Origin of the sequence: Micromonospora sp. C31, from assembly GCF_018070575.1 — a bacterium.
Classification (GTDB): Bacteria; Actinomycetota; Actinomycetes; order Mycobacteriales; family Micromonosporaceae; genus Micromonospora.
On sequence record NZ_JAGPXN010000014.1, the window covers coordinates 42,147 to 59,353 of the forward strand.

The 17,207-nt window shown below is 72.9% G+C and carries 15 protein-coding genes; 5 read left to right on the top strand and 10 right to left on the bottom strand.

Annotation, left to right across the window (positions count from 1 at the left end; all coding sequences use genetic code 11):
- Positions 1-2: 2 nt before the first annotated feature.
- On the top strand, positions 3-1,319 hold the full coding sequence (locus tag KBX06_RS18890) for a family 43 glycosylhydrolase (RefSeq protein WP_210836759.1): 1,317 nt from the start codon (positions 3-5) through the stop codon (positions 1,317-1,319).
- Between the two features lie 12 nt (positions 1,320-1,331).
- On the opposite strand, the gene KBX06_RS18895 is transcribed toward KBX06_RS18890, so the two are convergent.
- Together KBX06_RS18895 and KBX06_RS18900 are read right to left on the bottom strand one after the other, a co-directional pair.
- Positions 1,332-1,772: a hypothetical protein gene (locus KBX06_RS18895; protein WP_210836761.1), complete on the bottom strand. Its 441-nt coding sequence runs from the start codon at positions 1,770-1,772 to the stop codon at positions 1,332-1,334.
- Positions 1,773-2,062: 290 nt separating this feature from the next.
- On the bottom strand, positions 2,063-2,626 hold the full coding sequence (locus KBX06_RS18900; protein ID WP_210836763.1) for a GNAT family N-acetyltransferase: 564 nt from the start codon (positions 2,624-2,626) through the stop codon (positions 2,063-2,065).
- Positions 2,627-2,677: 51 nt separating this feature from the next.
- Between KBX06_RS18900 and KBX06_RS18905 the strand changes: the two genes are divergently transcribed.
- A complete protein-coding gene (locus KBX06_RS18905) occupies positions 2,678-3,586 on the top strand; it encodes a YhjD/YihY/BrkB family envelope integrity protein (protein ID WP_210836772.1) in 909 nt (302 codons plus the stop codon).
- Here KBX06_RS18905 and KBX06_RS18910 read toward each other — a convergent pair.
- Entirely contained in the window at positions 3,556-4,719 is a 1,164-nt protein-coding gene (locus KBX06_RS18910; RefSeq protein WP_210836774.1) for an alkaline phosphatase PhoX, read from the bottom strand. The genes KBX06_RS18905 and KBX06_RS18910 overlap by 31 nt on opposite strands.
- A gap of 71 nt (positions 4,720-4,790) precedes the next feature.
- Positions 4,791-6,971 carry an MMPL family transporter gene (locus KBX06_RS18915; RefSeq protein ID WP_210836780.1) on the bottom strand — a complete coding sequence of 727 codons (2,181 nt, stop codon included), beginning with the start codon at positions 6,969-6,971 and terminating at the stop codon, positions 4,791-4,793.
- Positions 6,972-7,071: 100 nt separating this feature from the next.
- Between KBX06_RS18915 and KBX06_RS18920 the strand changes: the two genes are divergently transcribed.
- The gene (locus tag KBX06_RS18920) at positions 7,072-7,803 is read left to right on the top strand and encodes a TetR/AcrR family transcriptional regulator (protein WP_210836782.1); all 732 of its coding nucleotides are present in this window, start codon (positions 7,072-7,074) and stop codon (positions 7,801-7,803) included.
- A gap of 34 nt (positions 7,804-7,837) precedes the next feature.
- The gene (locus KBX06_RS18925) at positions 7,838-9,454 is read left to right on the top strand and encodes an NAD(P)/FAD-dependent oxidoreductase (protein ID WP_210836784.1); all 1,617 of its coding nucleotides are present in this window, start codon (positions 7,838-7,840) and stop codon (positions 9,452-9,454) included.
- On the opposite strand, the gene KBX06_RS18930 is transcribed toward KBX06_RS18925, so the two are convergent.
- Positions 9,447-11,036: a Rieske 2Fe-2S domain-containing protein gene (locus KBX06_RS18930; protein WP_210836786.1), complete on the bottom strand. Its 1,590-nt coding sequence runs from the start codon at positions 11,034-11,036 to the stop codon at positions 9,447-9,449. The two genes, KBX06_RS18925 and KBX06_RS18930, sit on opposite strands and share 8 nt — an antisense overlap.
- 269 nt (positions 11,037-11,305) lie before the next feature.
- On the opposite strand from KBX06_RS18930, the gene KBX06_RS18935 reads away from it, so the two are divergent.
- Entirely contained in the window at positions 11,306-11,527 is a 222-nt protein-coding gene (locus KBX06_RS18935) for a DUF2631 domain-containing protein (RefSeq protein ID WP_210836788.1), read from the top strand.
- 100 nt (positions 11,528-11,627) lie between these two features.
- Here KBX06_RS18935 and KBX06_RS18940 read toward each other — a convergent pair whose 3' ends face one another.
- From KBX06_RS18940 to pyrH, 5 genes are all read right to left on the bottom strand, one after another.
- Positions 11,628-13,037: a DivIVA domain-containing protein gene (locus KBX06_RS18940; protein ID WP_210836790.1), complete on the bottom strand. Its 1,410-nt coding sequence runs from the start codon at positions 13,035-13,037 to the stop codon at positions 11,628-11,630.
- A gap of 31 nt (positions 13,038-13,068) precedes the next feature.
- A complete protein-coding gene (gene rlmN, locus KBX06_RS18945; protein ID WP_210836793.1) occupies positions 13,069-14,214 on the bottom strand; it encodes a 23S rRNA (adenine(2503)-C(2))-methyltransferase RlmN in 1,146 nt (381 codons plus the stop codon).
- A 104-nt stretch (positions 14,215-14,318) separates the two neighbouring features.
- Positions 14,319-15,506, bottom strand: a complete 1,188-nt coding sequence (locus KBX06_RS18950; RefSeq protein ID WP_210836794.1) for a phosphatidate cytidylyltransferase — start codon at positions 15,504-15,506, stop codon at positions 14,319-14,321.
- 295 nt (positions 15,507-15,801) lie between these two features.
- Positions 15,802-16,359 carry a ribosome recycling factor gene (gene frr, locus KBX06_RS18955; protein ID WP_089001534.1) on the bottom strand — a complete coding sequence of 186 codons (558 nt, stop codon included), beginning with the start codon at positions 16,357-16,359 and terminating at the stop codon, positions 15,802-15,804.
- A gap of 79 nt (positions 16,360-16,438) precedes the next feature.
- The gene (gene pyrH / locus KBX06_RS18960; protein ID WP_091096741.1) at positions 16,439-17,206 is read right to left on the bottom strand and encodes a UMP kinase; all 768 of its coding nucleotides are present in this window, start codon (positions 17,204-17,206) and stop codon (positions 16,439-16,441) included.
- Position 17,207: the final 1 nt, after the last annotated feature.

A 17,207-nucleotide genomic window follows, 5' to 3' on the forward strand; every position in this document is an offset into this window, starting at 1 on the left:
GCATGCGAAGAGGCCTCGTCTGGCTGGCGGCCCTGCTGGTCGCCGCCCCACTGCTCGTCGGCCCGGGCGTGGCCCAGGCTGCCACCACGACACCGTCGCTCGTCATCGCCAGCGACTTTCCCGACCCCGACGTCGTCAGGTTCGGCAGCACCTACTACGCGTACTCGACGAACAACGGCCACGGCAACGTCCCGGTCGCCACGGCCAGCTCGCTGACCGGAGCGTGGACCAGGCGAGCCGACGCGATGCCGACCCTCGGCGCCTGGGCCAACGGGGGCCTGACCTGGGCGCCCGACGTGTCGCAGCGGGCCGACGGGCGCTACCTGCTCTACTACACCGCCCGCAGCCGGGCCACCGGCCGGCAGTGCCTCGGGGCCGCGCTGGCCACGTCGCCGCTCGGGCCGTTCACCTCCGTCGGCACCCAGCCGCTGGTCTGCAACGCCGGCGAGGGCGGCGACATCGACGCGGCGAGCTTCACCGACGGCACCGGCCTGCGGTACCTGCTCTACAAGGACGACGGCAACGCCATCGGCCAGCCGACGAGCCTGTGGCTGCAACGGGTCGCGGCCGACGGGGTGACCCTCCAGGGCGCCCGGGTCGAGTTGCTGCGCAGCGGTCGCGCCGAGGAGGGCGGCATCATCGAGGCGCCGGTGCTGACCAGGGTCGGCGCGCAGTACGTGCTCTTCTACTCGCTCGGCGGCTACGGGGGCGACGGCTACCAGACCAGCTACGCCACGTCGACCTCACTGACCGGCCCGTACACCAAGGCGTACCGCTCGCTGATGACCACCGCGTCGCTGGACTCGGCGGTACGCGGGCCGGGCGGCGCGGACGTGGTGCGCGAGGCCGGCGGCGACCACATCGTGTTCCACGGCTGGATCAACAACTACTCCGCCCGGGGCATGTACGTGGCGGCGCTGGGCTGGGCCGGCGGCAATCCCGTGGTGCGGGGCAGCCGCGTGCGGTACGAGGCCGAGCGCGGCTCGCTCAGCAACTGTGCGGTGCGCGCCGCCCCGAACACGTCCCAGGGGCAGGTGGTGGCGTACATCGACCACGCGGACAGCTGGGTCGAGGTCACCGTCTTCGCGCCCCGGGCCAGCGGCTACCGCGCCCACGTCGCCTACGCCGCCGGCTACGGCGACGCCCAGCACACGCTGACGGTCAACGGCGCGAACCCGAAGGTCGTCACCTATCCCGACACGGGCTGGGACGTCTGGCGGCAGGTGGGGGTGGACGTCACGCTGACCGCGGGCTTCAACACGCTCCGGTTCACCCACCTGAGCCGCTGGGCGGAACTCGACTTCGTCGAGGTGGCGTAGCGCCCCGGCCCGCTATGCGGGGACGAGGCAGAACACGACGTCGACGAAGTCGGAGCGCTTCCCCCAGTTGGAGTAGTGGAAGTCGGCGTAGCCCGGCGCCTTTTCGCCGCACAGCGCGTCGGCCTGCGTCTCGTCGGTGATCGCCTGCTCGATCCGTGCCACGACCCGCTGGGTTCCCTGACCACAGGAGGCGATCTTCAGCACCGGACTCTCCGCGTCGCCGACGTTTCGCACACACTGCCCGGCCTGCACGAACTGCTCGTCACCGTTGGCCTTCTCCGCCGGGGCGCTGGCTCCGGCACCCACCTGCGTCGTCGGCGGAGTGCGGGAGCCGGCCCATTCGATCACCTGGAACACCATCCCGACGATGCCCGCGATGGCCGCGGCCGCGCCGAGCCAGCGAAGAATGGGCCGCCAGGGGCCCCGGTCCGATTCGTTCTCGTCATCCGTCACGTTGCCTCCGACGCCGTTCGTCGACTGAGAGACGTTGAGGTCGATCAGGCATCAACACTGGCACACGGAGAAAAGGGGCTCCGGTGACGCGCCACCCCGAATGCCGGCCGCGCGAGAGCCCGCGTACGCACATCCGCACAGGTGAAGCCGCGTTCGACGGGCGTCGACACGGACCTTTCCCCGCCGTCGGCTGCGCCGCCAGTCGGATGTCCGACCGCGACCGCCACTTCGTCCGGGGCCGAGCCGAGGTGCCCTACGGACAGCCGCGGCGGGACGGCTCGTCGGGCGGCTCAGCTCACGATTCGTCCGTCCACGGGAGCATTCAGCACGAAGGTCTCCAGGGACTCGCCGCCGTACCAGCCGGTGCGGCGGCCCACGTGGGCCATGCCGAGCCGGCGGGCCACCGCCATCGACGCCGCGTTGCCCGGCGCCACCACGGCGTAGACCTCGCGGGTGCCGGTGGCCAGCTCCCGGGCCACCAGAGCGCGGGCGGCCTCGGTGGCGTACCCGTGGCCCCACGAGTCGGGGTGCAGGTGCCAGCCCACCTCGATGTCCTCGGTCGGCACGCTCTCGTCGCGCCCGGGCAGGGGCTTGAGCAGCACCGTGCCGACCACCACGCCGGTGTCGCGGGTCTCGATCGCCCAGGTGCCGTACCGGCCGCCGTGCCCCGCATGCCGCTCGCGCCACATCGCCAGCCGGTCGGCGGCCTGCGCCGGGTCGGTCAGCGGCAGACCGGGCGCGCCGAGCCACCGGGTGACCTCGGGGCGGGAGTAGATGTCGAAGATCCGGGCCAGGTCGGCCGGGTCCGCGCTCCACTCCCGCAGGACCAGGCGCCGGGTGGTGAGAACGGTCATGGCCCGTGATGATAATGAGTGACGCGCGACGGTACGGGGAAGGAAGCCGCGATGGGCGGCGGATGGCAACGGGCGAAGCGGGTCACCAGTGCGGCGTTCCGCCCGCTACGGGGACGGGACCTGTCCCTGCACGCCGCCGCCATCACCTTCTACGGGGCGATCGCCGTCGTGCCGGTGGCCCTGCTGGCGATCTGGCTGACCTCGCTGCTGGCGGGCGCCGAGCGGGTACGCCGGCTCACCTCGTACGCCGTGCGGACGCTGCCGGACGCGATCGGCGCGCCCCACGCGGTGCAGGCGCTGGTCGAGGCCGGGGTGGGGTTGACCCCGCTGCTGGCGTTGGCGTCGTTGCTGCCGGCGTCGCTCTACGGCGAGGGGCTGCGCCGCGCCTTCGTCTCGGTCGCCGTGCCGCGCAGCGAGGAGTCGCTGGTCGGTTGGCGGGGCCGGCTGCTGCTGCTGCCCCTGCTGGCCCCGGCCCCGGCCCTGCTGCTGTCGATCCTGCTCGCGCTGCCCACCACCACCGGGCTGGTCCGGCAGGGCGGCTGGACCGGCGTGCTGGGGGTGGTGCTGTCGTTCCTGGCGGTCTGGCTGGTGCTCACCCCGGTGCTGCTGTGGGTGTTCCGGGTGGTCGGCCCGGCGTCGCCGGACTGGCTCTCCGCGCTGGGCGTCGGGTCGTTCACCGCGGCCAACCTCTCCGGCTTCCTGCACGGCTTCGTGCTCTTCGCCTCGCTCCCGATCGACCTGGGGGTGCCGTTCGGGGGGTTCGACGGGATCGGCGCGGGGGTGGCGGTCCTGCTCTGGCTCTACCTCTTCCACGTGATCGTGCTGGCCGGCTACTCCGCCACGCTCGCCCTCTCCCGCTGGCGCGAGCGCCGCGGCGAGGCACCGGCCGCCCCCACCGGCGGGGGCGGTCCCACAGAGCGGGCCGAGGGTCAGGGCCGGAAGGGGCCGGAGACCTCGTAGGTGATCCCGTCGCTGCCGGTGGAACTGCCGGAGGCGCCGCGCTGGGACGAGAAGTACAGCCGGGACCCGTCCGGGGAGAACGCCGGGCCGGTGATCTCCGAGTCGGGCTGGCCGAGGATGCGCAGGAACGGGGCGACCGCGCCGGCCGGGGTGATGACGTTGATCTCCATGTTGCCACCGTCCTCGGCGACGTAGAGGTCCCCGCCGGCGGTGCCGGTGATGTTGTCCACGCCGGTCAGCGGCGCCGCCCCGGCCGGCACCAGCGAGTCGTCGTACGCCAGGTCGAGACGTTGGTTGACCGCGTCGTACGCCCACACCCGGTTGTCGCCCTTGGTGGTGAACCAGCAGGTGCCCCGGTCGTACCAGCACCCCTCGCCGCCGTCGAAGTGTCGGGCCGCGCCGACCTGCCAGCGGGTCGGCACCGGGAAGCCGTCCCGGTCCGGCAGGTCCCGCCAGGTCACCGGCCCGGTCACCTGGTCGGCCGGGGCGCACAGCACCTGCACCTTCCCGGTGCGCAGGTCGCCCCAGGTGTCGGGGACGAAACGGTAGAAGCAGCCGTCGTCCTCGTCCTCGGTCAGGTAGACCACCCGCCGGTCCGGGTCGCAGGCGGCGGCCTCGTGGGTGAACCGGCCCATCCGGGTCCGCTCCTCGGCCGCCCGGCTGCCGTCCGGCCAGGTCTCGAAGACCCGGCCCAGCGGCACCTCCTCGCAGGACAGCCAGGTGCCCCAGGGGGTCGCCCCGCCGGCGCAGTTGACGTTGGTGCCGCCGAGGATCCGGTACGCCGCCGCGGTCGAGCCGTCGGCGCGGAAGCGCACCGCCGAGGCGCCACCGACCAGCGGCACCTCGGAGTTGGAAACGTAGATCCAGCCGTCACCCGCCGGGAAGCAGGCGCCGCCGTCCGGCGCCCAGTGCCACCGGTACGACGTGCCGGCGACCCGCTGCCCGGATCGGGCGACGACGCGGCTGGTGAAGCCGGCCGGCAGTTGGAGGCCGTTGCCGTCGGCGGTGAGCAGTTCACCGTACGGGCCGGGGCCGGGCTGGGCAGGGGCGGCGAGCGCGGCGCCGGCCCAGAGGCTGCCGGCGAAGGCGGCGCCACCGGCGACGGTGGCGCGCAGCAGGGTACGACGGTCCATCGGAGGCTCCCGGAGGGTGCGGGGACGATGCCCCGTCGACGCTAGGGCCGACAGGGCATCGACGGAAGCCTCTATTTGGTGAACGCCGGGTGACGGGGCTCCGGGGCCACCGGGTCGCCCTCGGACTCGTGCAGGCCGAAGCGGCGGTAGACGCGGCCGAGCGGGCCGGGGGCCCACCAGTTCCAGCGGCCGAGCAGCCGCATCGTGGCCGGCACCAGCAGTGCCCGGACCAGCGTCGCGTCCACCACGATCGCCACGATCATGCCGATCCCGATGAGCTTGATGTACGCCATCTCGCCCGTGGCGAAGCCGGCAACCACGATGACCAGCAGCAGCGCGGCGGCGGTGATGATCCGCCCGGTGCGCTGGAGCGCGACGGCCACCGACGCGGTGTTGTCGCCGGTGCGGTCCCACTCCTCTCGCACCCGGGAGAGCAGGAACACCTCGTAGTCGGTCGCCAGCCCGAAGAGCACGGCGAGCATGAGGATCGGGTTGCTCGGCTCGATGAACCCGGTCGGGGTGAAGCCGAGCAGGTCGGCGAAGTGCCCGTCCTGGAAGATCCAGACCACCACGCCGAACGACGCGCCGATCGACACCAGGTTCATCAGCACCGCCTTGACCGGCAGCACCACCGAGCCGAAGGCGAGGAAGAGCAGAACCAGGATCGCGGCGGCCATCAGCAGGGCCATCCAGGGCAGCCGGTCGGCGAGGCCGTCGATCAGGTCGAGGTCGACGCCGGGCCGGCCGCCGACCAGCACCTCGGCGCCGTCCGGCGCGGGCAGGGCACGCAGCGCCCGGACCACGTCGTGCGCCGGGTCGCCGGTCGGCTCGCCCGGGTAGGTCACCGTCAGCAGCGTCGACGCGCCCCGGTTGGCCGCCACCTGCACGCCGGTGACGCCCGGCACGGCGGCCACCCGGTCGACGAAGGACTGCGCCTGCTCCGGGGACGCCCCGGAGACCAGCACGTCGATCGGTGCGATCGTGCCGCCGGGGAACTCCGCCGCGATCCGCTCGGAGACCACTCGCGGCTCGGCGCTCGCGGGCAGCACCCGGTCGTCGAACCCGCCGAACTCCATCCGCAGGATCGGCGTGGCCAGCAGTAGGAGCAGCACGGTCACCCCGACCAGGTAGCGCACCGGGCGGCGCATCACGCTGTGCGCGATCCGGGCCCAGGCGCCACCCGCCGCACCCTCCGCCGGCCGCCCACCGCGCGCCCGACGCCGCCACGGCAGCGGTACGCGCAGCGCGTCGATCCGGTGGCCGAGCACCGCGAGCAGGGCCGGCAGCACGGTCAACGCCGCAAGCATGGCGACCAGCACGGCGGCCATCCCGCCGAGCGCCATCGAGCGCAGGAAAGCCTGCGGGAAGATCAGCAGGCTGGCCATGGCGGTCGCGATGGTGAGCCCGGAGACCAGCACCGTCCGGCCGGCCGTGGCCATCGTCCGCCGGATCGCGGCCGGGGTGTCGTGGCCGGCGGCCAACTCCTCGCGGAAGCGGCTCACCACGAAGAGGGCGTAGTCGACCGCCATGCCCAGGCCGATCAGGGTGATGACGTTGATCGCGAAGACCGAGACGTCGGTGACCATGTTGACCAGCCGGACGGCGACGAACGCGCCGAGGATGGCGAGTCCGCCGATCAGCAGGGGCGTGGAGGCTGCCACCAGCCCGCCGAAGATCAGCACGAGCAGCACCAGGAGCACCGGCATGGAGAGCAGTTCCGCGCGGGTGATGTCCTCGGTGGTCTGCGCGTTCGACTCCTGCAGGGCCGCCGTCGCGCCGCCGACCTCGGTCCGTACGCCGGGGGCCGCGAGGGCCGGCCGCAGCTCCTCGTACGCGGCGGCCTTGTCGTCCTTGTCGGCGGCCCGGAGCTGGACCAGCGCGTAGGTGGCCCGGCGGTCGGTGGAGAGCAGCGCTGGGGCCTGGGTCTCGTACCAGGTGGTGACGCTGGTGATCTCCGGGCGCTGGCGCAGCCCGGCGACGGTGGCCGCGACCGGGTCACGGAAGGCGGGCTGGTCGACGGTCGGTCCGTCGCTGGACCAGAGCACGACGAGGTCGGCGCCCTGCGGCCCGAGTTCGCGGGTGACCCGCTCGGCGGCCCGGCTGGACTCGCTCGCCGGGTCGTCGAAGCCGCCCCCGGTGAGCTGCCCGAAGACCCCGACGCCCCAGGTGGAGCCGACCGCGACGAGCACCAGGGCGGCGGCCAGCACCGACCAGCGCAGCCGCACGACCATCTGTCCCCACCAGGCGAACATTCGCCTCTCCCTCCACAGCCAACTAGCTGCTAACATCGCTAATTTCAGTGAACGCCGTTAACTATCGCAACGGTGAATTGTCTGGTCAAGGTGATTGTCGATGGCCGCACCCACTCGGCGGGAACGCCTGCGCAAGGCGGCCGTCGCCGAAATCAAGGACGGGGCACGCCGCCTGTTGGTGACGGGTGGGGTCGACGCGATCTCGCTGCGGGCGATCGCCCGTGACATGGGCATGACCGCGCCGGCCATCTACCGCTACTTCCCCAGCCTGGAAGCCCTCGTCGCGGCGCTGGCCGGCGACCTCTACGACGAGCTGCGGCTGCTGCTGGAGACGGCCCGCGACGACGCCGGGGCCGAACCGGTCGACCAACTGCTGACCATGTCCCGGGCGTTCCGTGCCTGGTCGGTGGCGCACCCCGCCGAGTTCGGGCTGATCTTCGGCGCCCCGACCCCCGGGCGGAACGCCCTCGTCGACGGCTGCGTCGACCCGGGCCATCCCGGCTCCCGCTTCGGCGCGGTCTTCATCCAACCGATCCTCGACCTCTGGCGCCGGTCGCCCTTCCGCACCCCGCCGCCCGAGCTGCTCCGGCAGCGCCTGGGTGGGCGGCTGGAGCCGCTGCGGCTCAGCCACGGCGAGCTGCCGGTGGAGGTCGCCTACGCCTTCCTCTCCGGCTGGACCCGGCTCTACGGCCTGGTCGCCATGGAGGTCTTCCACCAGTTCGACTGGGCGGTCACCGAGGCCGAGGAGCTCTTCGAGCTGGAGCTGGAGATGCTCACCGCCCAACTGCTCGCCGACCCGCCGAACCAGGCCCCCCTCGGTGCGAAGGGCTGACCGGCGGCGGCCGCGGGCAGTAGGCTCCCCCGGCATGGGTGACGAGCTGCCGAACCGGGCCGACGTGGTGATCGTCGGCGCCGGGCACAACGGTCTGGTGTCCGCGATCCTGCTCGCCCGCGCCGGGCTCGACGTGCTGGTGCTGGAGGCGGCGGCGGTCATCGGCGGGGCCACCCGCACCGAGGCCCCGTTCCCCCGGGTGCCGGGGCTGCGCCATTCCACCGGGTCGTACCTGCTCGGGCTGATGCCGCCGGAGCTGCTCGCCACGCTCGACGTGCGCATCCCCGTGCTGCGCCGCGACCCGCACTACTTCCTGCCCACCCCGGGCGGTCCCGGCTCGCCGTACCTGCTGTTCGGCAGCGACACGGCGGCCACCAGGGCGCAGCTCGCGGAGTTCTTCTCCCCCGCCGACGTGGCCGCGGACGACGCCCTCCAGGCCGAGCTGGCCGCGCTGCGCGACGACCTCGCCCCCGCCTGGCTGGCCGAGCCGCTGCCCGTCGAGGAGACCGCCGAGCGCCACGTCCGGCCGGCGCTGCGGCAGGTCTTCGTCGACCTCGTCCGCGGCTCGGTCGCCGACCACCTCGCCCGCTTCGACTTCCGCTCCGAGCTGCTGGTCAGCATGTACGCGGTCACCGACGGCCTCTCCGGGCTGAACGCCGGCCCCGACGACCCGGGCACCGGGCACAACTTCCTCGTCCACAACATGTGCCGGCTGCCCGGCTCCGACGGCACGTGGATGATCGCCGAGGGCGGGATGGGCACCGTGTCGCGGGTCTTCGCCGACGCCGCCCGGGCCGCCGGCGCGACGATCCGCACCGGTACGCCGGTGCACGCGATCACCCTCGACGCCGGTGCGGCCGCCGGGGTGGTCCTCGCCGACGGGCGGGAGGTCGCCGCGCGGGTGGTGCTCGGTGCGTGCGACCCGTACCGGCTGATGGACCTGCTGCCCGACGGCGCGCTCCCGGCACCGCTGGCCGGGCGGATGGCGGCGGTCCGCCGGCCCGGCACCACGCTCAAGCTCAACCTGGCGCTGACCGGCCTGCCCCGCTTCTCCTGCCTGCCCGAGGGCGCGACCAGCCCGTTCGGCTCGACCATCCACCTGCTGCCCGGCTCGGACTCGCTGACCGGCGGGGGTGGCGAGCCGCCGATGGCGGCGCTGCGCGCCATGTGGGCCGACGTGCAGGCGGGGCGGCTGCCCGACGAGCCGACCATCGAGTGGTACCTGCACACCACCGTCGACGGGTCGCTGTCCGACGGCCGGGGCCACCACTCGTCGGCGCTCTTCGTGCAGTCGGTGCCCTACGAGCTGGCCGGCACCGGCTGGGACGAGGCGCTGCCCGGCTACGTCGAGCGCCTGATCGGGATCTGCGAGCGGTACGCCCCCGGCACCGGCGATCTCGTCGCGGACGCGGTACCGCTGCCGCCGCCCGGCATCGAGGCGCACTTCGGCATCACGGGCGGGCACATCCACCACGTCGACAACACCGTCTCGTTCACCGACCGGATGCCGTACGCCACCGGCGTCGACGGCGTCTACGCCGGCAGCGCCGGCTGCCACCCGGCCGGCAGCGTCATCGGCGCCGCCGGCCACAACGCCGCCCACCGCATCCTCACCGACCTCTCCCGCCGACCCGCTTCGGGGTCTAGCTGAGGGCCTCCCCTGCGGGGGCGGGGGTTTCGGCGTCGACGCGGTGGGCGCGGACCTTGTGCCCGACGCTGGTCAGGCAGCGGCCGCTGGGCAGGTCGAACCGCCAGCCGTGCAGCTGGCAGGTGAGCTGGTCGCCGTCGACGATGCCGAACCGGGTCAGGTCGGCCTTCAGATGCGGGCAGCGCCGCTGCACCACCCAGTCACCGAGGGTGATGTCCTCGGCGTCGCTGCTCCGCTCGTGCTCGTCGTACCAGCCCTCGGCGTACTGCAGGCGCTCCGTGGAGAGACACTTGAAGAAAGCGTAGACGAACTCGTTGTACTGGCCGATCCGGGCCGCCGAGAAGCGGCAGGAGAGGAAGAGGGAGTTGACCCAGTCCACCTCGCCGATGTGCAGCAGGTGCTCGATCAGCGCACGCTCCGTGCGGAACCGGTAGCGGACCTTCTCGTCGGCGTACGGGCGGACCTGCTTGCCGGGAAAGTCCACCACGATCGACTCGACGGTCTCGCCGCCCGAGCTGTCGGTGCCCACCAGGTCGAAGCGGACCGGCCCGCCGACCCCCTTGGCCAGGTAGATCGACTCGTCCAGCAGCGGCTCGATCCGGCGCTGCATCTCCTTGAGCACGTCCACCTCGGGGTGGCGCCAGGACGCCTTCTCCGCCTCGATGACCGGCCGCTTGCGCTCGCGCATCTCCTCCAGGTGGGCGACCTTGTCGGCGAAGAACTCCTCGACCGGCACCGGGTGGGTGGTCTCGCAGCTCCCGGTGGTGATCTCCGCGACGCTGCCCGGGAGCAGCACGACGCCGTTGGTGCCGCCGACCTTGGCGTACTCGCTCAGGAAGACCGACTGGTCGGGGAAGATGTTGCCCTCGTCGCCGTGGATGTCGTTGAACTGCCACAGCTCGTCGTCGAGGAAGCAGGGCGGGCCGGCGATCGGGAAGACGTGGTCGGCCTTCAGGTCGTCGATGTAGCGCCAGGTGCGGTCGAACTGCCGGTCCCGCTTCTGCTTGCCGAACGCCGTCTTCGCCGCCTGCGGCAGCTCGTAGACCATCGGGTACCAGATCGCGCCGGAGAACTGGAGCAGGTGCGCGTGCACGTGCCCCAGCTCGGCGAAGACGCCCAGGTCGGTGGGGCGGGCGTCGTTCTGGTTGAGCAGCCGGACGCCGTCGTACTCCACCCAGAGCGAGGAGTCACCGATCGGGCCGTCGGTCGGGCTGGTCAGCGCCTGGATCATGATCTTCAGGCCGCCGTCCAGCTCCACGACCTGCTCGTTCGGCGCCTTCAGGAACTTGGTGAAGCCCAGCTCCCGCAGCTCGTCCGCCATCTCGGAGGTGGGGAACGCGGGCAGCAGCACGGTGGCCGACTTCGACACGAAGCGCTTCAGGTGCGCCGCGTCGAAGTGGTCCCGGTGCAGGTGGGAGACGTAGAGGTAGTCGACGTCGCCGAGGGTCTCCCAGTCGAGCAGGGAGTTGTCCGGAAACGGAAACCACGAGGCGAAGTAGGCCGGATTGACCCACGGGTCGCACAGGATGCTGCCCGCGGCCGTGTCGATCCGCATGCTGGCGTGTCCCGTACCGGTCACTCGCACCGCAGTTCCCCCTCGAAACGACAAACAAGGTGTATGCCGGAAACGCTACCGGAGGGAGTCTGGCAACCCACCCGCGACGCCGGTAGTGCCGGTGCGCCCGGGCGCACTCGGGACCTTCGTCCCCGTCTGCCGACCCCGTACGCCCTCCGGGGCGGCACCCGTCTCGACCGGGCGGATCGTGCGTCCACCTCATGGTCGGACCCAGCGCCGGGCCCGGCGCGCGGCGTGCCAGACTAACCGGAGATCCGATCGCGAGGGAAGGACCGACAGTGGCAGGAAGCGAGCCGGTAACGTCGCCAGACCAGCACAAGCCCGGGCACCGCAAGGCCGGGCGGATCGGCGCGGTGCTCTCCGCGCTGGCCCTGTTGGCGATGCTCTGCGGCAACCACGAGGGCAGGGTCGAGGACATCTGGCTGATCGGCCTGGCCGTGCTGCTGCTGGCCGTCGTCATCGGCGACGCCGTGCTGCGGCGCAACGGCCTGCGGTCCTGACGCATCCGCGCCAGCCGGCGTCGCACCGGTCCGCGCGCCGGAGGACACACGTACGAGGGCCCGCCCCCAACCCGGGGAGCGGGCCCTCGCCGTACGCGGATCAGCGGCCGAACAGGATGTCCTGCACGTCCTTGAGCGCGGCGTCGACCTCGGCCTCGAAGTAGCCGCCCTGCACCAGCCCGAAGCGCAACGTGTCCAGCTCCTTGGGGTTCACCGGCATCGGATTGCGCCCCTGCATGCCGCCCAGCAGCGTGTCGAAGAACCGGTCGACCTGGTCCGGGTCGTACCCGCTGCCGAACCGGCGCGCCTGGAAGCTGCGACGGATCTGGTCGACACGGTAGAGGTCGCTGCCGGGCGGGCCGGCCATCGGCGGGCCGGCCACCGCCGGTAGGCCACCCACCGGCGGGCCACCGACCGGCGGGCCACCGACGGGCGGGCCACCGACAGGCGGGCCACCGACAGGCGGGCCACCGAAGCCCGGCTGCGGGGGCGGCCCGGCCGGGCCGCGGCCCCGCATGTCGCGCAGTTCCCGTTCCGGCATCCGGATCTCGGCGGTCATGTCCGCGCGCGCCCGCCGGCCGGCCTCGAACCCGTCGAAACGCGGCTCGTCGCCGTAGCCACCGGGACCGTCGCCGTAGTTGCCGGGGCGGTCGCCGTAGTTGCCGGGGCGGTCGCCGTAACCGCCCGGGCCGTCGCCGTAACCGCCGCCCGGAGCGTCGCCGAAGTTGCCCGGACGGTCGCCGTAGCCACCTGGGCCGTCGCCGTAGCCACCGCCCGGGGCGTCGCCGTACTTGCCGGGGTCGTCGCCGTAGCCGCCGCCCGGGCCGTCGCCGTAGCCGGTGGGGCCGGCGGGTAGGCCGCGCGGCGGAGCGCCGTGGCCCACCGGGCCGCCCGGTCCCATCGGGCCGGGGCCACCCGGGCCGCGCGGCGGCTCGTAGCCGCCCCGGGGGGCGTCGTAACCGCCGGCGAAGGCACCGGTGGGATCGTCGTAGCGGCCGTAGCGGTCGCCGGGCGGGCCGGCCTGCGCCGGCATCGCCCGGGGCGGCATCGGCTGCGGGACCGGCGACATGCCGCGGTCGTCGCGCACCGGCGGACCCATCCGGTCCGGGGGCCCCATGCGGTCGGGCGGCCCCATGCGGTCGGGCGGCCCCATCCGATCCGGGGGCCCCATGCGGTCGGGCGGACCCATGCGGTCGGGCGGACCCATCCGATCCGGCGGCCCCATGCGGTCGTCCCGGGGGTCGCCGCCGCGTCCGCCGGCGCCACCGCGCTCCTCCAACTCGGCCAGCTGCCGCTCGACCCGGTCCAGGTGCAGGTCGACCTGCCACTCGTCGTAGCCGTTGAAGCGGACCCGGAAGACGACGTCGTGGACCTCCTGGGAGGCGACGGGCGCACCCACGGGCCGGCCGTCGAGCGTCGCCTCGACCCGGTCAAGGAAGGCGTCGACCTCGTCGACCTTGTATCCCCGGCGAAGCGCCTTACGCCGGAAACGCTGACCCTGACTCGCCACTATGTCTCCTGGTCTCGTTCGCTACGCCCGGTCACGCCTTCTCCCCGGCCCGGTCGGTGTCGATGTCCTCCGCGGCGGCGAGTTGTCCACACGCTCCGTCGATCTCGCGCCCCCGGGTGTCCCGTACCGTCGTCGACACCCCGGCCTCCCGCAACCGCCGGACGAACTCGCGCTCGACCGGCTTCGGGCTGGCGTCCCAACGGCTGCCCGGAGTCGGGTTGAGTGGGATGAGGTTCACGTGGGTCAGCTTCCCGGCCAGCAGCCGCCCGAGCAGATCGGCTCTCCACGGCTGGTCGTTCACGTCTCTGATCATCGCGTACTCGATCGACACGCGACGTCCCGTGCGGGCCGCGTAGTCCCAGGCCGCGTCCAGCACCTCGGACACCTTCCAGCGCTGGTTGACCGGCACGAGTTCGTCGCGAAGCTCATCATCGGGGGCGTGCAGCGACAACGCAAGGGTCACCGAGAGGTCTTCGCTGGCCAGTCGGCGGATGGCCGGGACCAGCCCGACCGTGGAGACCGTGATGTGGCGCTGGGACAGCCCGAGCCCCTCGGGTGCCGGAGCGACCAGCCGACGGATCGCCGCGACCACCCGGGAGTAGTTGGCCAGCGGCTCGCCCATGCCCATGAAGACCACGTGCGACAGGCGCGGCGGCGAACCCGCCACCGCCCCGGAGGCGGCCACCCCGGCGAGGTAGACCGCCTGGTCGACGATCTCGGCGGTGGAGAGGTTGCGGGTCAGCCCCGCCTGGCCCGTGGCGCAGAACGGGCAGGCCATGCCGCAGCCGGCCTGGCTGGAGATGCAGACCGTCACGCGGTCCGGATAGCCCATCAGCACGCTCTCCACCAGCGAGCCGTCGTGCAGCCGCCAGAGCGCCTTGCGGGTCGCGCCGTCGTCGCAGGCCAGCTCGCGGACCGGAGTGAGCAGCCGGGGCAGCAGCCGGTCGGCGAGCTTCTCGCGGGTGGCGGCCGGCAGGTCGGTCATCTGCTCCGGATCGCGCACCAGGCGACCGAAGTAGTGGGTGGAGACCTGCTTGGCGCGGAACGCCGGCTCCCCCAACTCCGCGACCAGGGCACGGCGTCCGGCGAGGTCGAGATCGGCGAGGTGACGGGGAGGCATCGCGGGCCGCCGCCCGGGGGCGTCGGGGTCTGCGGGAATCAGGGGCAGGCTCGTCATGGCCCGTCCAGTCTGTCACGCCGGACTGTCGACACACCTGTCCGGATGTGGCGAATCGCCCTCCGCCGCCCGGGCGGGACCGCTGACGACGGGTGATTCACGCCTCACTCCAGCACCGGGACGAAGACCGCCAGGAGCAGGTACGCGGTCGGCAACGCGAAGAGGATCGAGTCCAGCCGGTCCATCAGGCCGCCGTGGCCCGGGAGCAGGTTGCTCATGTCCTTGACCCCGAGATCCCGCTTGATCATCGATTCGGCGAGGTCACCGAGGACGGCGGCACCGGAGACCGCCAGGCCGAAGAGCGCGCCCCACCACGGGGCGACGTCGAGCAGCAGCCAGAGCAGCAGGGCACTGCCCAGCGCCGCCGCGGTGACCGAGCCGGCGAAGCCCTCCCAGGACTTCTTCGGGCTCACCGAGGGGGCCATCGGATGCTTGCCGAAGCTGACGCCGGCCGCGTACCCACCGGTGTCGGAGAGGACCACCGCGGCCAGCGTCACCAGCACCCGCAACTGCCCGTCGTCCGGCACCGCCGCCAGCAGCGCGGCGAACCCGCCGAGGAACGGCACGTACACGGCGATGAGGGTGGCGGCGGTCAGGTCCCGCTGGAAGCCGCCCGGCCCGTCGCCGAGCCGCCAGACCATGGTGCCCAGCACGGTCACCAGCAGGCCGAGGCTCAGCGCGTCGGGACCGGAGAACCAGGCCAGCCCGACGGTGAGCACCCCGCCGCCGATCAGCGGCACCAGCGGCGGGTGCGCGCCGCTGCGGCGTACCGCCCGCGCCATCTCCCACATGCCGACGCCGACCGCCGCGGCCACCACCACCAGGAAGGCGGGTCGGTAGAAGAAGAGCGGCACCACGATCAGGGCGCCGAGGCCCAGGCCGACGGCGATGGCCGCCGGCAGGTTGCGCCCGGCCCGGCTCGGGACGGGCTGCTGGGTCGGGGGCCGGTCGAGGCCGGCCCGGCGCCGGCCGCGCTGGCGGCGGCCCGGCGGCGGCCCGGGCTCCGGCCCCGGCTCGACGTCCCGGACCGGCTCGAGCCGCGTGGTCGGATACTCGGAGTCGTCGGGGTCGCGGTGGCCGTTCGCCGCGACCGGGTCACCGCCCGCCGGCACACCGGCCTGCGGGCGGGGGCGGGCCGACGCCTCGGCGTACGCGTCGGAGAAGACGGCGGGGGGGCGGTGCCACTGACCCGGGTCGATCTCGGGCTCCGGCCAGGGAAGGGCGGGTGCGGGGGCGTCGGGGCGGTCCCAGCCGCGGGGTTCGGCGCTGCCGTGGGGCTCGAGGTGGGACATCACGCACCGAGCGGGACCGGTACGAGATCCACCAGCTGACGCACAACCACAACCATTCCCCTACCCGCGCGACTGTTCCGTCCGGTTGACCCGCCCGACGGCCGGCCGATCCCCACCGTTCACCGCAGGGTGGCCGGGAATCCTGCCGAGCCTACTGCACCCACCGATCCCGCACGCCGGACCGGGCCCGTGACGGCCCTCGGACGACGGTGGCACCGGGGCCCTGCCGCCCGGAACGGACGGCGGAGCGCCGGTGCCACGATGCCGTCGGCGGCGGCGGAGGCCGCCGTGCGGCTCACACCTCGAGCAGTTCGTTCTCCTTGTGCTTGACCAGGTCGTCGACGGCGGCGACGAAGCGCTGGGTCAGGTCGTCGAGTTCCTTCTCGGCGCGGCGGCCGTCGTCCTCGCCGACCTCGCCGTCCTTGACGAGCCGGTCCAGCTCTTCCTTGCCCTTGCGGCGGATGTTGCGGATGGCCACCTTGGCCTCCTCACCCTTGTGCCGGGCGACCTTGATCATTTCCCGGCGGCGCTCCTCGGTCATCTGCGGAAGCAGGATGCGGAGCTGGTTGCCCTCGTTGTTCGGGTTGGCGCCGAGGTCGGAGTCGCGGATCGCCTTCTCCATGGCGTTGATCTGCGAGTTGTCGTACGGCTTGATGATCACCATGCGCGGCTCGGGAACCCCGATGGACGCCATCTGGGGCAGCGGCGTCGGGCTGCCGTAGTAGTCGATGATGATCTTGGAGAACATGGCGGCGTTGGCGCGACCGGTGCGGATCGCGCCGAACTCCTCCTTGGCGTGCTCGATGGCACGCTCCATCTTCTCCTCGGCCTCGAGGAGGGTGTCGTCGATCACCGGTCTCCTCGCCTCCTTCTGTGCTCGTCGTGGGCTTGTCGTGTCGGAGGGACCGCTGAGGTCGGGGTCACGCGACCACTCAGGCGGTGATCAGGGTGCCGATCTTGTCGCCACCCACGGCCCGGATGATGGTGTCGTCGCCCTGCGCGCCGAAGACCAGCATCGGCAGGCCGTTCTCCATGCACAGGCTGAACGCGGCGGCGTCGGCCACCCGCAGGTTACGCCGCAGCACCTCGGAGAAGGTGATCGAGTCGAACTTGCTGGCGGTCGGGTCGACCCGCGGGTCGGCGGTGTAGACGCCGTCCACGCCGTTCTTGCTCATCAGCACCACGTCGGCGCGGATCTCCAGGGCCCGCTGGGCGGCCACGGTGTCGGTGGAGAAGTACGGCATGCCGGCGCCCGCGCCGAAGATCACCACGCGGCCCTTCTCCAGATGCCGGATGGCCCGCAGCGGGATGTACGGCTCGGCGACCTGGGCCATCGTGATCGCGCTCTGCACGCGCGTCTCGATGCCCTCCTTCTCCAGGAAGTCCTGCAACGCGAGGCAGTTCATCACGGTGCCGAGCATGCCCATGTAGTCGGCCCGGGCCCGGTCCATGCCGCGCTTCTGCAGCTCCGCGCCCCGGAAGAAGTTGCCGCCGCCGACCACCACCGAGACCTGCACGCCCCGGCGGACCACGGTGGCGATCTGCCGGGCGATGGCCTGGACGACGTCCGGGTCCACCCCGATCGCGCCCCCGCCGAACACCTCACCGGAGAGCTTCAGCACCACCCGGCGGGCCCGGCCGGGAGGTGGTGCCGTCGGATCGTCCGCCGCCAGACTCCGGTCACTCACAACCTGCGTCATC

Coding starts and splice junctions, on each gene's coding strand:
- KBX06_RS18900 (WP_210836763.1), bottom strand. CDS start 2,626: ATGACCGTTCTCACCACCCGGCGCCTGGTCCTGCGGGAGTGGAGCGCG.
- KBX06_RS18950 (WP_210836794.1), bottom strand. CDS start 15,506: ATGTCCCACCTCGAGCCCCACGGCAGCGCCGAACCCCGCGGCTGGGAC.
- pyrH (WP_091096741.1), bottom strand. CDS start 17,206: ATGACGCAGGTTGTGAGTGACCGGAGTCTGGCGGCGGACGATCCGACG.
- KBX06_RS18915 (WP_210836780.1), bottom strand. CDS start 6,971: ATGTTCGCCTGGTGGGGACAGATGGTCGTGCGGCTGCGCTGGTCGGTG.
- rlmN (WP_210836793.1), bottom strand. CDS start 14,214: ATGACGAGCCTGCCCCTGATTCCCGCAGACCCCGACGCCCCCGGGCGG.
- KBX06_RS18920 (WP_210836782.1), top strand. CDS start 7,072: ATGGCCGCACCCACTCGGCGGGAACGCCTGCGCAAGGCGGCCGTCGCC.
- KBX06_RS18890 (WP_210836759.1), top strand. CDS start 3: ATGCGAAGAGGCCTCGTCTGGCTGGCGGCCCTGCTGGTCGCCGCCCCA.
- KBX06_RS18910 (WP_210836774.1), bottom strand. CDS start 4,719: ATGGACCGTCGTACCCTGCTGCGCGCCACCGTCGCCGGTGGCGCCGCC.
- KBX06_RS18905 (WP_210836772.1), top strand. CDS start 2,678: ATGGGCGGCGGATGGCAACGGGCGAAGCGGGTCACCAGTGCGGCGTTC.
- KBX06_RS18925 (WP_210836784.1), top strand. CDS start 7,838: ATGGGTGACGAGCTGCCGAACCGGGCCGACGTGGTGATCGTCGGCGCC.